14 protein-coding genes and 1 pseudogene are annotated in these 16,171 nt (G+C 67.7%); 8 read left to right on the plus strand and 7 right to left on the minus strand.

From position 1 onward, the window contains the following. Window positions 1-35: 35 nt before the first annotated feature. From LGN19_RS17905 to glcD, 4 genes are read right to left on the minus strand one after another with little or no spacing between them, the layout of a single operon-like run. Window positions 36-440, minus strand: a complete 405-nt coding sequence (locus LGN19_RS17905; RefSeq protein ID WP_226216349.1) for a GlcG/HbpS family heme-binding protein — start codon at window positions 438-440, stop codon at window positions 36-38. A gap of 20 nt (window positions 441-460) precedes the next feature. Beyond that, entirely contained in the window at window positions 461-1,681 is a 1,221-nt protein-coding gene (gene glcF, locus LGN19_RS17910) for a glycolate oxidase subunit GlcF (protein WP_226216351.1), read from the minus strand. Between the two features lie 23 nt (window positions 1,682-1,704). After that, the gene (gene glcE, locus LGN19_RS17915) at window positions 1,705-2,781 is read right to left on the minus strand and encodes a glycolate oxidase subunit GlcE (RefSeq protein WP_226216352.1); all 1,077 of its coding nucleotides are present in this window, start codon (window positions 2,779-2,781) and stop codon (window positions 1,705-1,707) included. Beyond that, complete coding sequence (gene glcD, locus LGN19_RS17920; RefSeq protein ID WP_226216354.1) at window positions 2,781-4,280, minus strand: glycolate oxidase subunit GlcD; 1,500 nt, start codon at window positions 4,278-4,280, stop codon at window positions 2,781-2,783. The genes glcE and glcD overlap by 1 nt, the downstream gene beginning before the upstream one ends. Before the next feature lie 223 nt (window positions 4,281-4,503). On the opposite strand from glcD, the gene glcC reads away from it, so the two are divergent. Together glcC and LGN19_RS17930 are read left to right on the plus strand one after the other, a co-directional pair. Continuing rightward, window positions 4,504-5,274 carry a transcriptional regulator GlcC gene (gene glcC, locus LGN19_RS17925; RefSeq protein ID WP_226216356.1) on the plus strand — a complete coding sequence of 257 codons (771 nt, stop codon included), beginning with the start codon at window positions 4,504-4,506 and terminating at the stop codon, window positions 5,272-5,274. Window positions 5,275-5,546: 272 nt separating this feature from the next. Then, window positions 5,547-5,990: pseudogene (locus LGN19_RS17930) on the plus strand (DUF6306 domain-containing protein); the annotation flags it as partial. Window positions 5,991-6,095: 105 nt separating this feature from the next. Here LGN19_RS17930 and LGN19_RS17935 read toward each other — a convergent pair. Beyond that, window positions 6,096-7,118: a hypothetical protein gene (locus LGN19_RS17935; RefSeq protein ID WP_226216359.1), complete on the minus strand. Its 1,023-nt coding sequence runs from the start codon at window positions 7,116-7,118 to the stop codon at window positions 6,096-6,098. A gap of 351 nt (window positions 7,119-7,469) precedes the next feature. Further along, on the minus strand, window positions 7,470-8,111 hold the full coding sequence (locus tag LGN19_RS17940; RefSeq protein WP_226216361.1) for a GntR family transcriptional regulator: 642 nt from the start codon (window positions 8,109-8,111) through the stop codon (window positions 7,470-7,472). A 130-nt stretch (window positions 8,112-8,241) separates the two neighbouring features. Here LGN19_RS17940 and LGN19_RS17945 point away from each other — a divergent pair, with 130 nt between their 5' ends. Further along, window positions 8,242-8,718, plus strand: a complete 477-nt coding sequence (locus tag LGN19_RS17945; protein WP_122948335.1) for an OsmC family protein — start codon at window positions 8,242-8,244, stop codon at window positions 8,716-8,718. Window positions 8,719-8,874: 156 nt separating this feature from the next. On the opposite strand, the gene LGN19_RS17950 is transcribed toward LGN19_RS17945, so the two are convergent. Next, the gene (locus tag LGN19_RS17950; protein ID WP_226216363.1) at window positions 8,875-9,825 is read right to left on the minus strand and encodes a LysR family transcriptional regulator; all 951 of its coding nucleotides are present in this window, start codon (window positions 9,823-9,825) and stop codon (window positions 8,875-8,877) included. Between the two features lie 114 nt (window positions 9,826-9,939). Between LGN19_RS17950 and LGN19_RS17955 the strand changes: the two genes are divergently transcribed. The 5 genes from LGN19_RS17955 (at window position 9,940) to LGN19_RS17975 (ending at window position 16,170) form a co-directional block, all read left to right on the plus strand. Next, window positions 9,940-11,691 carry an IlvD/Edd family dehydratase gene (locus tag LGN19_RS17955; RefSeq protein ID WP_226216364.1) on the plus strand — a complete coding sequence of 584 codons (1,752 nt, stop codon included), beginning with the start codon at window positions 9,940-9,942 and terminating at the stop codon, window positions 11,689-11,691. A gap of 106 nt (window positions 11,692-11,797) precedes the next feature. Further along, window positions 11,798-13,156, plus strand: coding sequence for an MFS transporter (locus LGN19_RS17960; RefSeq protein ID WP_413227214.1), 1,359 nt, complete (start codon window positions 11,798-11,800; stop codon window positions 13,154-13,156). A 45-nt stretch (window positions 13,157-13,201) separates the two neighbouring features. Further along, the gene (locus tag LGN19_RS17965; RefSeq protein WP_226216366.1) at window positions 13,202-14,131 is read left to right on the plus strand and encodes a dihydrodipicolinate synthase family protein; all 930 of its coding nucleotides are present in this window, start codon (window positions 13,202-13,204) and stop codon (window positions 14,129-14,131) included. 21 nt (window positions 14,132-14,152) lie between these two features. Next, window positions 14,153-15,082, plus strand: coding sequence for a Gfo/Idh/MocA family protein (locus tag LGN19_RS17970; protein WP_226216368.1), 930 nt, complete (start codon window positions 14,153-14,155; stop codon window positions 15,080-15,082). A 74-nt stretch (window positions 15,083-15,156) separates the two neighbouring features. After that, window positions 15,157-16,170: an arabinose ABC transporter substrate-binding protein gene (locus LGN19_RS17975; protein WP_226216370.1), complete on the plus strand. Its 1,014-nt coding sequence runs from the start codon at window positions 15,157-15,159 to the stop codon at window positions 16,168-16,170. Window position 16,171 lies beyond the last annotated feature (1 nt).

A 16,171-nucleotide genomic window follows, 5' to 3' on the forward strand; every position in this document is an offset into this window, starting at 1 on the left:
CCGGGGAATAAAGATTCGCGCGCGGCTTTGGCTGGTTATACCGCGACGCTTTGTGTGCCGGCGCGGGCGATCTGCGCGTCCTGTTCGGACTTTACGCCAGACACGCCGATCGCGCCCGCAATCCGGCCGCCGACCGTGACCGGCACGCCGCCTTCGAGCAGCCCCGTCAGCGGCACGCTGAGAAACGCGGTGCGGCCACCGTTGATCATATCCTCATACGCCTTCGTCTCGCGTCGGCCGAGCGCCGCCGCGCGCGCCTTGTCCTGCGCGATACAGGCGGTGGCCGGCGATGCGCCGTTCAGGCGTGCAAACGCGAGCAGGTGGCCGCCGTCGTCGACGATGGCGATCGATACGGCCCAGCCGTGCCGGTCCGCTTCCGCGCGGGCGGTGGCGAGCATGCGGTCCGCATCGGCGAGTTCGAGTTCGGGTTTCGTCTGCATGGCATTCCTCCGGAATCAGGTCAGTTGACGAGTTGGTTGTCGACGAGCTCGATCCAGTGGCGCACAGGCGTGCGGCCCGCGCCGTTCAGGTGAGTCTGGCAGCCGACGTTGGCCGTGACAATCAGGTCCGGCCGCGCGGCTTCGAGCGCATCGAGCCGGTTGTCGCGCAGTTTCGTCGCGAGTTCGGGCTGGGTCAGCGAATACGTGCCGGCCGAACCGCAGCACAGATGGCCGTCGGCGACATTCGTCAGATCGAAGCCGAGCCGCGTCAGGATGCGTTCGACCGCGCCGCCGAGGCGCTGCGCGTGCTGCAGCGTGCACGGGCAGTGCACCGCGATGCGGCGTGGCGTCGAACCGGCCAGCGCGTCGAGCGGCTCGGCGCCGATCACCTCGGCGAGATCGCGTGCGAGCGCGCTGACGCGTCGTGCTTTCTCCGCATAGACGGGGTCGGAGCGCAGCAGGTCGCCGTATTCCTTGACGAAGGCGCCGCAGCCGCTCGCCGTCAGCACGATCGCTTCCGCACCCGCTTCGATCGCGGGCCACCATGCGTCGATGTTGCGGCGTGCGCGGGCGAGGCCGGCGTCCTGTGCGTTCAGGTGATATTCGGTCGCGCCGCAGCAGCCGGCTTCGCGCGCGGGGCTCACGCTGATGCCGAGCCGGTCGAGCACGCGCGCGGCGGCCGCGTTGGTGTTCGGCGACAGCGACGGCTGCACGCAGCCCTCGAGCATCAGCACGCGTCGCGTATGGCGCACGGGCGGGCGCGGTGCGGCCGCGGGAACCGCAGCCGGGATCTTGTCCTGCAACGTGCCGGGCAGCAGCGGGCGCAGCGCGCGGCCGGCCTTCAGCAACGCGGCGAAGGTCGCCGGGCGCGGCACGACGTGGCGCAGCCCCGCGCGCAGCAGGCGCTCGCGCGCGGGCCGCTGCACACGCTTCTCGGCCTCCGCGCGGCCGATGTCGAGCAGCGTGTGATAGCGCACGCCGGACGGGCAGGTCGTCTCGCAGTTGCGGCACGTCAGGCAGCGGTCGAGATGCTGCTGCGTGCGTTTGCCGCACGGTTCGCCTTCGAGCAGTTGCTTGATCAGGTAGATGCGCCCGCGCGGCCCGTCGAGCTCGTTGCCGAGCACCTGGTAGGTCGGGCAGGTCGCGTTGCAGAAGCCGCAGTGCACGCACGCGCGCAGGATCGCTTCCGCTTCGTCGGCCCGGGCAAGGGCCTTGCTTGCTTCGCTGAGATTGGTTTGCATCGGCGGTCGGGATCGGGTTCGCGTCAGAAGTCGGCGTACAGGCGGCCGGGATTGAAAATCGCATGCGGGTCGAGCTGCGCCTTGAGCTGCCGGTGTACGCGCAACAACGCGGGCGGCAGCGGCTGGAACGGCTCGCGCGTCGTGCCCGGTGTGAAGCAGGTCGCGTGCCCGCCCCATTGCGCGGCGAGCCGCTGCACGTCGGCCGGCGCGGCATCGCTCTTCAGCCAGCGCTGTGCGCCGCCCCAGTCGGCAAGCAGCGCGCCGGGCAACGCGTCGAGCGGCGCGGCGGCCGGCACCGAGACGCGCCACAGCGGGCGCGGATCGTCGAAGAACGGCAGCGCCAGGTCGCGCAGCCGTGCCCAGAACGCATCGTCGCGCTCGTCCATGCGCTCGCCGCCGATCGTGTCGCGCGCGGCCTTCACCGAGCCCTCGCCGCCTTCGATCCGCACCCGCAGCACGCCGTTCGCGTGGCATGCGCCCGCGAGCGGCAGCCCCGCGCGCCGCCATGCGGCGACGCGCTGCACGGCTTCGTCCACGGCAAGCGGCAATGCGAGATCGCCCGTCGCACGCGGCTTCGGCAGCACCTTCAGCGACACCTCGGTCACGACGCCGAGACAGCCGAAGCTGCCGGCGAGCAGCCGCGACACGTCGTAGCCCGCGACGTTCTTCATCACCTCGCCGCCGAAACGCAGGTGCTTCGCGTGGCCGGTAATCACGCGGCAGCCGAGCACGAAGTCGCGCACCGCGCCGGCCCAAGGGCGGCGCGGGCCCGACAGCGCCGCCGCGAACATGCCGCCGACCGTTGCCGCGCCGCCGAACGTGGGCGGCTCGCACGGCAGCATCTGGCCGGCCGCGTCGAGCATCGCTTCGAGTTCGGCGAGCGGCGTGCCCGCGCGCGCGGTGATGACGAGTTCGGTCGGGTCGTACGACACGACGCCGCGATGCGTGCGCACGTCGAGCATGCGGCCTTCGACGGGGCGGCCGAGGAACGCCTTCGTGCCGGCGCCGCGGATGTGCAGTGGCTGGCGGTCGTGGATCGCCGCGTCGACCTGGGCGACGAGCGCCGCGCTGTCGTCGATCGATTCGATTTCGCGTCGCATCAGAAGCGCTCCAGTTCGGGAAACGGCAGCTTGCCGTGATGGACGTGCATCGCGCCGAATTCGGCGCAGCGGTGCAGCGTCGGGATGTTCTTGCCGGGATTGAGCAGGCCCTGCGGATCGAACGCGGCCTTCACCGCGTGGAAGAACGTGATTTCGTCGGCGTTGAACTGCACGCACATCTGGTTGATCTTCTCGCGCCCGACGCCGTGCTCGCCGGTGATGCTGCCTCCCGCCGCGACGCACAGCTCTAGGATCTTTCCGCCGAGCGCTTCCGCACGGTCGAGTTCACCGGGCCGGTTCGCATCGAACAGGATCAGCGGATGCATGTTGCCGTCGCCCGCGTGGAATACGTTCGCGACCGGCAGCCCGAATTTGGCGGACAGCGCGGCGATCCCCTCGAGCACGCGCGGCAGCTCGCGGCGCGGGATCGTGCCGTCCATGCAGTAGTAGTCGGGCGACATGCGGCCGACCGCCGGGAACGCGTTCTTGCGGCCGGCCCAGAAGCGCTGGCGCTCGGCTTCGTCGCGTGCGACGCGGATCTCGGTTGCGCCCGCGTCGCGCAGCAGCGCGGCGACGCGTTCGGCGTCTTCGTCGACGTCGGTCGGCGAGCCGTCGAGCTCGCACAGCAGGATCGCCTGCGCGTCGACCGGATAGCCCGCGTGGATGAAATCCTCCGCCGCGCGGATCGCGAGGTTGTCCATCATCTCGAGGCCGCCGGGGATCACGCCCGCGCCGATGATTCGCGCGACCGCGGCGCCCGCTTCCGCGACATCGTCGAAGCTCGCCATCAGCACCTTCACGCTCGGCGGCTTCGGCAGCAGCTTCACGGTCACTTCCGTGACGATGCCGAGCATCCCTTCCGAGCCGGTGAACAACGCGAGCAGGTCGAAGCCGGGTGCGTCGAGCGCGTCGGCGCCGAGCGTGAGCGTATCGCCGTCGATCGTCAGGATCTCGACCTTCAGGATGTTGTGCACCGTGAGCCCGTATTTCAGGCAGTGCACGCCGCCGGCGTTCTCGGCGACGTTGCCGCCGATCGAGCACGCGATCTGCGACGACGGATCGGGCGCGTAGTAGAGGCCGTGCGGCGCGGCTGCCTGCGAGATCGCGAGGTTGCGCACGCCGGGCTGCACGCGCGCGACGCCGGCATCGGGGTCGATGTCGAGAATCCTGTTGAACTTCGCCATCACGAGCAGGAGGCCCTTCTCGAGCGGCATGGCGCCCCCCGACAGTCCGGTGCCCGCGCCGCGCGCGACCACCGGCACGCCGAGCGCGGCCGCGACGCGCAGCACCGCGCGCACCTGCTCGACCGTGTCGGGCAGCACGACCGCGAGCGGCACCGTGCGGTACGCGGCGAGGCCGTCGCATTCGAACGGCTTGAGCGCCTCGCGTTCATGCAGCACGTCGAGGCCGGGCGCCGCCGCGTGCAGCGCGGCGACGAGCGTGTCGCGGCCGACGGTCGCCAGCGGGCCGTCGATTCGTTCGTCGTAGGTGAAACTCATCGGGGTGTCTCCGTCTCCTTCATGCGGCGGCCACGCGATGGGCGGTGCGCCGGATGGACGGGATTCTTGGCGGGCAGCGTGTGCGTGTCCAGATGTGCTTGGCGTGGTCATACCAGTTTTTGAAAGGCGACTCGAAAGCCGCTGCGATCTCTGCCTTTGAGTCCAATAGCTGAAAGGGTTTGTGAGAAAATCGCCGATATCCTTCCGAAGTGGTCATACCAGTATGGAAATGCAGGATCGAGCGGGCCCGGCGCGGAACGTGGCCGACGTCGTTGCCGAGCGCATCGAGAAGCTGATCGTCGACGGCGTGCTGAAGGCCGGGCAGGCGCTACCGTCCGAACGGCGGCTGACCGAGAAGCTCGGCGTATCGCGCACGGCCGTGCGCGAAGGAATGAAGCTGCTGCGTGCGCGCGGCATCATCGACACCACGCACGGCAAGGGCTCGTTCGTGGCGAGCCTGACCCCGCAACGCGAGATCACGCCGATGATGCATCTGCTCGGCTCGCAGCCGCGCACGCTGTACGACCTGTTCGAAGTGCGCGGGATGCTCGAGACGGAGGCTGCGCGGCTCGCGGCGCTGCGCGGCACGCCCGCCGATTTCATCCTGATCAAGCGTCGCTACGAGGAGATGACCGCGGCCGATGCGCAGGATCTCGATCCGGCCGCGCGCGCGAAGCTCGATCATGCGTTTCATCTCGCGATTTGCGAGGCGTCGCATAACCCGGTGCTCGTGAATACGCTGCAGTCGTTGACCGATCTGCTGCTCAGTTCGGTGTTTGCGTCGGTGAACAATCTCTATCACCGCGAGCCGTTGAAGAAGCAGATCGACCGGCAGCATGCGCGGCTCTATAACGCGGTGACCGGGCGGCTGCCTGACCAGGCGCGCAAGGCGGCGAGCGAACATATTCGTCAGTGCGTCGAGTATCTGCGGGAGATCGAGCTGGAAGAGCAGCGGCTCGTGCGGTCGACGTTGAGGCTTGAAGGCTGGACGTGATGTCGGCGGCGCGTTGCGCTGTGTCTTGATGCGCATCACGCACAGCGGGCCGTCTGGCGACGCGTGTCACATGGCTATGTCAGACTGTGAGCCATTCTTCGTGTGGCCCGCTGTCGTCCGCCATGATGCGTGGCGCAGTCGCGTGAGCAGTGCCTGACGGCATCACGCAGGACGAACCGGTGCGCCACCCTTCCCGAAACGGAGGACATCGCATGTCGAACCGGACCCACGACGACGGGCACGACGCCCGTCCCACCCAGGCGGCGGACAAATCCGCCGATGCGCAGCGCGACGCGTTGCTTGCGTTGCTGAATGAGCTGCTGGAAGCCGAGCGCGCCGGCGCGCGGGTTGCGTCGGAGACGGCGGCGGAAATCGGCGATCCCGAACTTCATCGGCTGGTAGCCGGTATTCGGCAGGATGAGGCGCACTGGTGTGCGGTGCTGGTCGATGCGATCCGGTCGCTCGATGCGACGCCGACGCATGCCACAGGTGCGTTCTATGAGAAGGCGATGGCGATCGAGGATTTGCCGGAGCGGCTGGCGTTCCTGAATCGCGGGCAGCGGTGGGTCGTGCGGAAGTTGCAGGCATTGCTGCCGACGCTCGCGCAACCGGACATGCATCATGCGCTCACGCAGATGCTCGTGTCGCACGAGAAGAACATCGGGTCGGTCGATGTGCAGTTGCGGATCAAGGGCGGCGAACCGGGCGCAGTGTAGCGGCAGCAGGTGGGGAAACGTTCATCGCGGATTGCCGCGGCTGCGGCCTCCTGGCCCGCAAGCGCCGCTCGGCAGCGCAACGCTTCGATGAGCCCGGCTCGACGATCACTCGGCCTGTGCCGGCGCGGGATACGGATCGCAACCCTTTCGATAGGCCTCTGAAGGCCCGCCGCGCGGGCCTGAATCCAGCCAGCCCAGGTTGAACTGGGTATGGCTGTAGCGGCACCGCAGCGTTGGCGCGCCGGACACGGTCTTGTCATCCAGGGTCAGGGTGTCCAGTTTGAGCGGCACTGACGGAAACACGACCTCCGCCAGCGTGATCTGATTCGCGGGGTGTTTGACCTGATACTTGTCGAGCCACCATTCCTCTGCCTTGCCGGAAACGACGCGATAGCCGGTAAAGGACATCCTTGTCTGCGTGTAATAGAGTGCCATTGGCTGGTTCAACCGTGCATCGTTGCCGGCTTCGAAGTGAAACAGCTTGCTGGGAACGTATAGATCGGTGGGGTGCTCGCCGGTGTTCGGTTTGAACTTGGGCGGGTTGACGAAAACCCATTGATGATCGTCGTCGTAGATCACCAGTTGCACGTCGATATCTGCGGGGTAAACGAGATCGTTGAAGCTCTCGATGTGCATGTCACGGCTTCCCTGCACGTAACGATAGGCGCTATTTTTGCTGAGCAGTTCTTCCGGATCTGCGAGCACGATTTTGGGATGATGGCCGAACGAACCCACCAGGCGATAGCGCGTACCCGGTACATACGCAGAGAGCGGGCGACGGATGGGGATATCCACATTCTTGACATTCCAGTTGATCGCACGAGCGTCGATCAGGTTTTTCCAGTCAGGCGGTGTGCCTGTCTTCAACGCCACCAGATTTTGCCAGGGGCACACGTCCGATGCTGCACTGCAATCCTGATAGATGTAAAAACTGATTCCGTCGCGTTCCAGTGTCAGCCAGGGTTGCGGATCGGCAGGAAAGCGATATGTCGCATTGTATTTGTGCGTCTCGACATTCGGCATGATCAAGGGCGGGCAGCCCGCCAGCAACGCACATATCGGCGCCAATGCAAGCCACATTGCCGCTTTCGAATACTTGGACCTGGGATTCCCGGAATGCATGTTCATATCGTTTCGTCGTTGTTGTTGTCGAGTCGCTGTTACTGATTTCGACGATTGTCTTGTTTGTCGCCGGCGACCTTGGCGACATTCTCGCTTCGAATGTGTCGAATATTGATTCCGGAAGCAAGTCTGTCAACTGCTATAGATTGCAGGTTCCGGGGTTTCGCGGTACATCTCGCCCGCTCAATCCACGAGCGACAACCTGAAAGAGAGCGCCCGTCGAAACGGATGACCTCGCGATTCGCAGCGCGAGCGACGCCCGTGCGAGTGTGATTCCCCGTTCTTCGGTCGCGCCGCCCGGCGATCCCGGCCGGATTCTTGCCGCGCCCGGCATAACGAGCGGCGTGCCCGCCGGCTTCAACCGCCTTCGACGAGCCGCATCACGATGCTTCTGGCCGATTCGAGATGCGCGACCGTCATCGCACGAGCCGCACGCGCATTGCGTTCGCGGCACGCCTGCAGGATCCCCTCGTGCTCGACCTGGAACGAAGGCGTATCCGCGAGCAGCGTGGCCTGCAGGCGCTCATACCGTTCGACCTGACTGCGCAGCTCCGCGATCGTCCTCAACTGCCGCGCGTTGCCGCAGCATGAATACAGCAGCGCGTGGAATTCGCGGTTCAGTTCGCCCTGCCGGCGCGCCACGGCCGCATCGCCGAGCAGGCGATGGACGAGTTCGGCGCGCGCGAGCGTCTCGTCGTCGAGCCGCTTCACGCTCCGGTAGATCGCATCACCTTCGAGCAGCGCGCGCAGGTCGTAGATCTCCTGCACGTCGGACGCCGTCAGCATGCGCACGACAGCGCCGCGATTCCTGAAGATGTCCAGCAATCCTTCGCGTTCCAGGCGCTGGATCGCCTCGCGCATCGGAATCCGGCTGATGCCGAACCGGTCGGCCAGGTCGCGCTCGACGAGCCGCTCGCCAGCTTCCAGCTCGCCGTTGATGATCATGTCCCGCAACGAGGCGGCAACCGCGTCCGCGGTGGAATCGAGTTTGGCTTCCATGCCTGCATGTTCCGTCAATTTGGAATAATGGTATACCAAACGGCAATCCGATGCCAAAATGGCGAGCGCAGGCGGGCTCGTACAACGACATCCGGCCCGGTCGAAGCAACCCACATCAATGGAGAGCGCAATGGCATCTGGCGAACACAAGTATCGCGTCGCAGTCGAGTGGACGGGCAATCGCGGCACCGGCACGTCGGGGTATCGCGAATACGGGCGGGATCACGTGATCCGGGCCGGTTCCAAGCCGGATATTCCCGGTTCGTCGGACGCGGCGTTTCGCGGCGACGCGTCGCGCTGGAATCCGGAAGACCTGCTGCTGGCGTCGGCATCGGCATGCCACAAGCTCTGGTACCTGCACCTGTGTTCCGACGCGGGGATCCGCGTGCTCGCCTATGTCGACAACGCGGAAGGCACGATGATCGACAGCCCCGATGCGGGCCGCTTCACGGAAATCGTGCTGCGCCCGCACGTGACGATCCAGGCCGGCGACGATCGCGAGCGGGCGGAACATCTGCACCATGATGCGCACGCGCAGTGCTATATCGCGAACTCGGTCAATTTTCCGATCCGCTGCGAGCCGGTCGTCGTGTTCGCCGCCGCGTGACGTTCGCGCGCCCGGCGATCCAGCGGGCGTTGCAGACCGAAGGGCTCGCGCAGCCCTGGGTGTAACGCGTGACCGGGGACGCGTGCGCGTCAGCCGGCGCGCATCGGTTCCGGGCAATCCGGAGACGGCTGCGACGCCGCGTCGCCCGCGCGAGGGTCACAGCTCGACGCCGTACACCTCTCGCGCCGCCGCGCGGATCGCGTCGGCCATCACCGCGACGGCCGGCGAATGCAGCCGGTCGGTGCGCGTGATGATCCCGAAATCGTCCATCCGGCAATCCATCTCCAGCGGCAGTACCGTGACGATCCCGTGTCGCGCGTAGTAGTGCGCGACGTCCTCGGCCAGCACCGCGATCATGTCGCTCTGTTCGAGCAGTTGCGTGATGAACAGCAGCGCGGACGTCTCGACGAGGTTCGCCGGCGGCGCGAGGCTCGCGCGCTGGAACACGAGTTCGAAGCGGTGGCGCAGCACGCTTCCGGCCGGCGGCACGACCCATGCGGCGCGCTGCACGTCCGCGAGCGACAGCGGCGCCAGCGCGAGCAGCGGATGGCCCGGCCGCACGACCGCAGCGACCGGCTCGCCGGTCAGCGGTTCGTAGCGAAGGTGAAGCTTGTCGTGTTCGGCGGAGAGCCGGCCGAGCACGATGTCGATCTTCTCCTGCGCGAGATGTTCGAGCAGCACGTTGCTGGTGTCGATCTCGACTGACACATGCAGGCCGGCATGCGTGCCCTTCACGGCGGCGACGGCCGGCGGCACGAGCCGCAGGCCCGGCGACGTGATCGCCCCCACCGCCACGTGCCCGAGATGGCCGGCCTTCAGCGCGGCCAGTTCTTCGTGCGCCTGGTCGAGGCTGCCGAGCGCGGCGCGCGCATGGCGGATCAGCGCGTCGCCGTACAGCGTCGGCCGCATCCCGCGCGGCAGGCGCTCGAACAGCACCGCGCCGATCGATTCCTCGAGTTCGCGCAGCAGCTTCGATGCGGCCGGCTGCGTCATGTTCAGCGCGGCCGCCGCGCGGTGAATGCTGCCTTCGTCGGCGAGCGCGACGACCAGCAGAAGCTGGCGCGTCTTCAGGCGGCCACGGTTTCCCCACGGGCTGGCATCGGGCATCGTACGGGTTTATATCGATATCGAAATAGGTATCGTAATCGCCCAAAACGTCATTAGCGAGTTATCAAAATTCTGCCTAGACTGCGCCGGTATCCCGTCACCACAGGACTGACGATGTCGGCAACAAAACCCAGGCTGCGCTCCGCCCAATGGTTCGGCACGAACGACAAGAACGGCTTCATGTACCGGAGCTGGATGAAGAACCAGGGCATCCCCGATCACGAGTTCGATGGCCGGCCGATCATCGGCATCTGCAATACGTGGTCCGAACTGACGCCGTGCAATGCGCACTTCCGCAAGCTCGCCGAGCACGTGAAGCGCGGGATCTCCGAGGCGGGCGGCTTCCCGGTCGAATTCCCGGTGTTCTCGAACGGCGAATCGAACCTGCGCCCGTCGGCGATGCTCACGCGCAACCTCGCGTCGATGGACGTCGAAGAGGCGATCCGCGGCAACCCGATCGACGCGGTCGTGCTGCTCGCCGGCTGCGACAAGACCACGCCCGCGCTGCTGATGGGGGCGGCGAGCTGCGACGTGCCGGCGATCGTCGTGTCGGGCGGCCCGATGCTGAACGGCAAGCTGGAAGGCAGGAACATCGGCTCGGGCACCGCCGTGTGGCAACTGCACGAAGCGCTGAAGGCCGGCGAGGTCGACCTGCATCACTTCCTGTCGGCCGAAGCCGGCATGTCGCGCTCGGCCGGCACCTGCAACACGATGGGCACCGCGTCGACGATGGCGTGCATGGCCGAGGCGCTCGGCGTCGCGCTGCCGCACAACGCGGCGATTCCGGCCGTCGATTCGCGCCGCTACGTGCTCGCGCACATGTCCGGCATCCGCATCGTCGAGATGGCGCTGGAAGGGCTCGTGCTGTCGAAGATCCTCACGCGCGCGGCGTTCGAGAACGCGATCCGCGCGAATGCGGCGATCGGCGGCTCGACCAACGCGGTGATCCACCTGAAGGCGATCGCGGGCCGCATCGGCGTGCCGCTCGAACTGGAAGACTGGATGCGTATCGGCCGCGACACGCCGACGATCGTCGACCTGATGCCATCGGGGCGCTTCCTGATGGAAGAGTTCTATTACGCGGGCGGGCTGCCGGCGGTGCTGCGCCGGCTCGGCGAAGGCGGGCTGCTGCCGAACCCGGACGCGCTCACCGTCAACGGCAAGTCGCTGTGGGACAACGTGCGCGAAGCGCCGAACTACGACGACGAGGTGATCCGCCCGCTCGACCGGCCGCTGATCGCCGACGGCGGCATCCGCATCCTGCGCGGCAATCTCGCGCCGCGCGGCGCGGTGCTGAAGCCGTCGGCGGCGAGCCCCGAACTGCTCAAGCATCGCGGCCGCGCGGTCGTGTTCGAGAACTTCGAACACTACAAGGCGACGATCAACGACGAGGCGCTCGACGTCGACGCAAGCTCGGTGCTCGTGCTGAAGAACTGCGGGCCGCGCGGCTATCCGGGGATGGCCGAGGTCGGCAACATGGGGCTGCCGCCGAAGCTGCTGCGCCAGGGCGTGAAGGACATGGTGCGGATTTCCGACGCGCGGATGAGCGGCACCGCGTACGGCACGGTCGTGCTGCACGTCGCGCCGGAGGCCGCCGCCGGCGGGCCGCTCGCGGCGGTGCGCAACGGCGACTGGATCGCGCTCGACTGCGAGGCCGGCACGCTGCATCTCGACATTCCGGATGACGAACTGCAGCGCCGCCTGTCGGACGTCGATCCGGCCGCGGCGCCGGGCGTGGCCGGCCAGCTCGGCAAGGGCGGCTACGCGCGGCTGTACATCGATCACGTGCTGCAGGCCGACGAGGGGTGCGACCTCGACTTCCTGGTCGGCACGCGCGGCGCGGACGTGCCGAGCCATTCGCATTGAGCATGACGAAGCGCCGCGCGAGCCGGCACGGCATGCGCGCGGCGATGAACAGGCGAAGCAGGACAGACCGGTGACGACGCCGGCGCAGCCCACCCTTGGAGACAGCATGACGACGCAACAACCGTTCGCGACATCGGCCACGCCTCGGCCCGGCATGCCGGCCGCCATCGACGAGCGGCATCTGATGCGCGTGCTCACACGCAAGCTGGTGCCGTTTCTCGCGCTGATCTACGTGGTCGCGTACGTCGATCGCACGGTCGTCGGATTCGCGAAGCTGCACATGAACGCGGCGATCGGTCTGAGCGACGCGGCGTACGGGCTCGGTGCGGGCCTGTTCTTCATCGGCTACTTCCTGTGCGAGGTGCCGAGCAATCTTGCGCTGGGCCGCTTCGGCGCGCGCGTGTGGTTCGCGCGCATCCTCGCGACGTGGGGCGTGATCACGATGGCCATGGCGTTCGTGCAGGGGCCGACCAGTTTCTACGTACTGCGCTTCCTGCTGGGGGCGGCCGAGGCCGGCCTGTATCCGGGCATTCTCTATTTCCTCACGCAGTGGTTTCCGATGCGCGATCGCGCGCGGGTGATCGGGTTGCTCGTGCTCGCGCAACCGGTTGCGGGCATCGTGACGGGCCCGCTCGCAGGATGGCTGTTGTCGACGCACGGGCTGTTCGGGCTGTCGAACTGGCAGACGCTGTTCGTCGTCAGCGGCCTGCCGGCCGTGCTGCTCGTGTGGCCGACGCTGCGGCTGCTGCCCGAATCGCCCGATCGCGCCCGCTGGCTGAACGATTCGGAACGCCGCTGGATCGCCCGCCAGCTTGCCGCCGATCGCGATGCCTATCGCCCCGACACGCACCGCAATCCGCTCGCGGCGCTGCGCGACCGGCGCGTGCTGCTGCTCGCCGCGCTGTTCCTGCCGTTTCCGCTGTGCATCTACGGGCTGTCGCTGTGGCTGCCGACGATCATCAAGGCGTTCGGCACGGGCGATGCGGCGACGGGCCTGCTGTCGGCCGTGCCGTACCTGTTCGCGGTGGTCGGCCTGCTGGTCGTGCCGCGCCATTCGGACCGCACACGCGAACGCTACTGGCACATCGTCGTCGTATCGGCCGCGGCCGCGCTGACGATGGCCGCGAGCGCGTGGGTACGGCAGCCGGCACTGCAGTTCCTGTTCATCTGCCTCACGGCGTTTTCGCTCTATTCGATCCAGGCCGTCGTGTGGACGCTGCCCGGCGAGTTCCTGACCGGAACGAGCGCGGCGGTCGGCATCGCCGCGATCAATTCGCTCGCGAATCTCGGCGGCTACGTCGGGCCGTACGGAATCGGCCTGATCAAGCAGGCGACCGGCAGCCTGGCGGCCGGCCTGTATTTTCTTGCGGCGACGCTGCTGTTCGCGGTGCTGATCACGTTCGTGGTCCGTGCGGCGCTGCGCATACCGCAACCCATCGACGGCGCGCTCGCCCGCGAATCGTGATGCCTTGCGGCGACGCATCGTCTTGACTGACGCAGGACCCGACCCATGACATCGAGCAGCACGCCGCGCTACCGCGGCATCTTTCCCGTCGTTCCGACGACGTTTACCGACACCGGCGAGCTCGATCTCGCGAGCCAGAAGCGCGCGGTCGATTTCATGATCGACGCGGGCTCGGACGGGCTGTGCCTTCTCGCGAACTTCTCCGAGCAGTTCGCGATCACCGACGACGAACGCGACGTGCTCACGCGCACGATCCTCGACCACGTCGCGGGGCGCGTGCCGGTGATCGTCACGACGTCGCACTACAGCACGCAGGTGTGCGCGGCGCGTAGCCTGCGCGCGCAACAGCTCGGCGCCGCGATGGTGATGACGATGCCGCCGTATCACGGCGCGACGTTCCGCGTGCCGGAAACGCAGATCTTCGATTTCTATGCGCGCGTGTCCGACGCGATCGACATCCCGATCATGATCCAGGACGCGCCCGCGAGCGGCACCGCGCTCTCCGCACCGTTTCTCGCGCGGATGGCGCGCGAGATCGAGCAGGTCGCGTATTTCAAGATCGAGACGCCGGGCGCCGCGAACAAGCTGCGCGAGCTGATCCGGCTCGGCGGCGACGCGGTCGAGGGGCCGTGGGACGGCGAGGAGGCGATCACGCTGCTGGCCGACCTGCATGCGGGCGCGACCGGCGCGATGACGGGCGGCGCGTATCCGGACGGCATCAGGCCGATCCTCGCAGCCTTCCGCGAGGGCCGGCACGACGACGCGTTCGCGCATTACCAGGCGTGGCTGCCGCTGATCAACCACGAGAACCGCCAGTCCGGGATCCTGACCGCGAAGGCACTGATGCGCGAAGGCGGCGTGATCGCGTGCGAGCGGCCGCGGCATCCGATGCCGGAACTGCATCCGGACACGCGCGCGGAGCTGATCGCGATCGCGCGCCGGCTCGATCCGCTCGTGTTGCGCTGGGCGCACTGAGCGACACAGGAGGAACGCACGATGAGCGACGCGATTTCGCTGGGCGTGGTCGGGATCGGCAAGATCGCGCGCGACCAGCATCTGCCGGCGATCGATGCCGAACCGGGCTTCAAGTTGACCGCGTGCGCGAGCCGTCACGCGGAAGTCGCCGGCGTGCGCAACTACCCGGACCTCGGCGCGCTGCTCGCGGCCGAGCCCGACCTCGACGCCGTGTCGCTGTGCGCGCCGCCGCAGGTGCGTTACGCGCAGGCGCGCGCCGCGCTCGAAGCCGGCAAGCACGTGATGCTCGAGAAGCCGCCGGGCGCGACGCTCGGCGAAGTGGCCGCGCTGGAGGCGCTCGCGCGCGAGCACGGCCTCACGCTGTTCGCGACCTGGCATTCGCGCTGCGCGAGTGCGGTGGAGCCTGCCCGCGCCTGGCTTGCGACGCGCGCGATCCGTGCGGTGCAGGTGCGCTGGAAGGAAGACGTGCGGCGCTGGCATCCGGGGCAGCAGTGGATCTGGGAGCCGGGCGGCCTCGGCGTGTTCGATCCGGGCATCAATGCGCTGTCGATCGTCACGCGGATCCTGCCGCGCGAGCTGGTGCTGCGCGAAGCGACGCTCATCGTGCCGCGCGACGTGCAGACGCCGATCGCGGCCGAACTCGATTGCGCGGACACCGACGGCGTGCCGGTGCACGCGGAATTCGACTGGCGGCACGGCCCGGTCGAGCAATGGGAGATCGCGGTCGACACGGCCGATGGCGTGCTCGCGATCAGCCGAGGCGGCGCGCAATTGTCGATTGCGGGCGAGCCGGTCGAGATCGGGCCAGAACGCGAGTATCCGGCGCTGTACGCGCACTTCCATGCGCTGATCGCGCGTGGCGAAAGCGACGTCGACGTGCGGCCGCTGCGGCTCGTCGCCGATGCATTCCTGTTCGGCCGGCGCGTACAGACCGAAGCGTTCGGCCGCTGACCATGCGGACGCGCTGCGGCGCGATCACGCACGACGAATCATTACGGCATGAGCCGACACAAAGGAGACACCGCATGAACCGCACGACCCACACGATCCGCCGCCATACGTTGCGCGCGCTGCTCGCCGCGCTTTGCATCGCACCGCTCGGCATGCAGGGCGCCGCGCGCGCCGATGCACCGCTGAAGATCGGCTTCCTGGTGAAGATGCCCGAGCAGGCCTGGTTCATCAACGAGCAGAACGCGGCGTCCGCGCTCGGGCAGAAGCAGAATTTCTCGGTCGTGAAGATCGGCACGCCCGACGGCGAGAAGGTGCTCGCCGCGATCGACAACCTCGGCTCGCAGGGTGCGCAGGGCTTCGTGATCTGCGCGCCGGACGTGCGCCTCGGCCCGGCGATCGCCGCGCGCGCGAAGCGCTACAACATGAAGTTCGTGACCGTCGACGACCAGCTCGTCGATTCGACCGGCAAGCCGCTGCCGAACGTGCCGCACCTCGGGATGTCGGCGACCAAGATCGGCAACCAGGTCGGCCAGGCCATTTCCGACGAGATGAAGCGGCGCGGCTGGAAGCCCGAGGAAGTCGGCGCGCTGCGGATCACCAACTACGAGCTGCCGACCGCGAAGCTGCGTACCGACGGCGCGACCGAGGCGCTGCTCGCGAACGGCTTCCGCAAGGAGAACATCTTCGACGCGCCGCAGAAGACGACCGACGACGAAGGCGGCTTCAGCGCGGCCGCACCCGTGCTCGCGCGGCATCCGAACGTGAAGAAATGGGTGGTCTACGCGCTGAACGAGGAAACCGTGCTCGGTGCGGTGCGTGCGACCGAGCAACTGCACATCCCGGCGGCCGACGTGATCGGCGTCGGTATCAACGGCGCGGGCGAGGCGTTCGCCGAATTCCAGAAGAAGGAGCCGACCGGCTTCTACGGGACGATCGCAGTCAGCTCGACGAACCACGGCAAGGACAGCACGCAGAACCTCGTCGACTGGATCCGTAACGGCAAGGCGCCGCCGGCCGACACGCAGACGAGCGGCAAGCTGATGACGCGCGCGAACTGGCAGGCCGTGCGCAGCGAGCTCGGCATCTGAG

It is taken from the genome of Burkholderia sp. AU30198, assembly GCF_020419825.1.
Classification (GTDB): Bacteria; Pseudomonadota; Gammaproteobacteria; order Burkholderiales; family Burkholderiaceae; genus Burkholderia.

Coding starts and splice junctions, on each gene's coding strand:
- LGN19_RS17965 (WP_226216366.1), top strand. CDS start 13,202: ATGACATCGAGCAGCACGCCGCGCTACCGCGGCATCTTTCCCGTCGTT.
- LGN19_RS17945 (WP_122948335.1), top strand. CDS start 8,242: ATGGCATCTGGCGAACACAAGTATCGCGTCGCAGTCGAGTGGACGGGC.
- glcC (WP_226216356.1), top strand. CDS start 4,504: ATGGAAATGCAGGATCGAGCGGGCCCGGCGCGGAACGTGGCCGACGTC.
- glcD (WP_226216354.1), bottom strand. CDS start 4,280: ATGAGTTTCACCTACGACGAACGAATCGACGGCCCGCTGGCGACCGTC.
- LGN19_RS17975 (WP_226216370.1), top strand. CDS start 15,157: ATGAACCGCACGACCCACACGATCCGCCGCCATACGTTGCGCGCGCTG.
- glcE (WP_226216352.1), bottom strand. CDS start 2,781: ATGCGACGCGAAATCGAATCGATCGACGACAGCGCGGCGCTCGTCGCC.
- LGN19_RS17940 (WP_226216361.1), bottom strand. CDS start 8,111: ATGGAAGCCAAACTCGATTCCACCGCGGACGCGGTTGCCGCCTCGTTG.
- LGN19_RS17905 (WP_226216349.1), bottom strand. CDS start 440: ATGCAGACGAAACCCGAACTCGAACTCGCCGATGCGGACCGCATGCTC.
- LGN19_RS17950 (WP_226216363.1), bottom strand. CDS start 9,825: ATGCCCGATGCCAGCCCGTGGGGAAACCGTGGCCGCCTGAAGACGCGC.
- LGN19_RS17955 (WP_226216364.1), top strand. CDS start 9,940: ATGTCGGCAACAAAACCCAGGCTGCGCTCCGCCCAATGGTTCGGCACG.
- LGN19_RS17970 (WP_226216368.1), top strand. CDS start 14,153: ATGAGCGACGCGATTTCGCTGGGCGTGGTCGGGATCGGCAAGATCGCG.
- glcF (WP_226216351.1), bottom strand. CDS start 1,681: ATGCAAACCAATCTCAGCGAAGCAAGCAAGGCCCTTGCCCGGGCCGAC.
- LGN19_RS17960 (WP_413227214.1), top strand. CDS start 11,798: ATGACGACGCAACAACCGTTCGCGACATCGGCCACGCCTCGGCCCGGC.
- LGN19_RS17935 (WP_226216359.1), bottom strand. CDS start 7,118: ATGAACATGCATTCCGGGAATCCCAGGTCCAAGTATTCGAAAGCGGCA.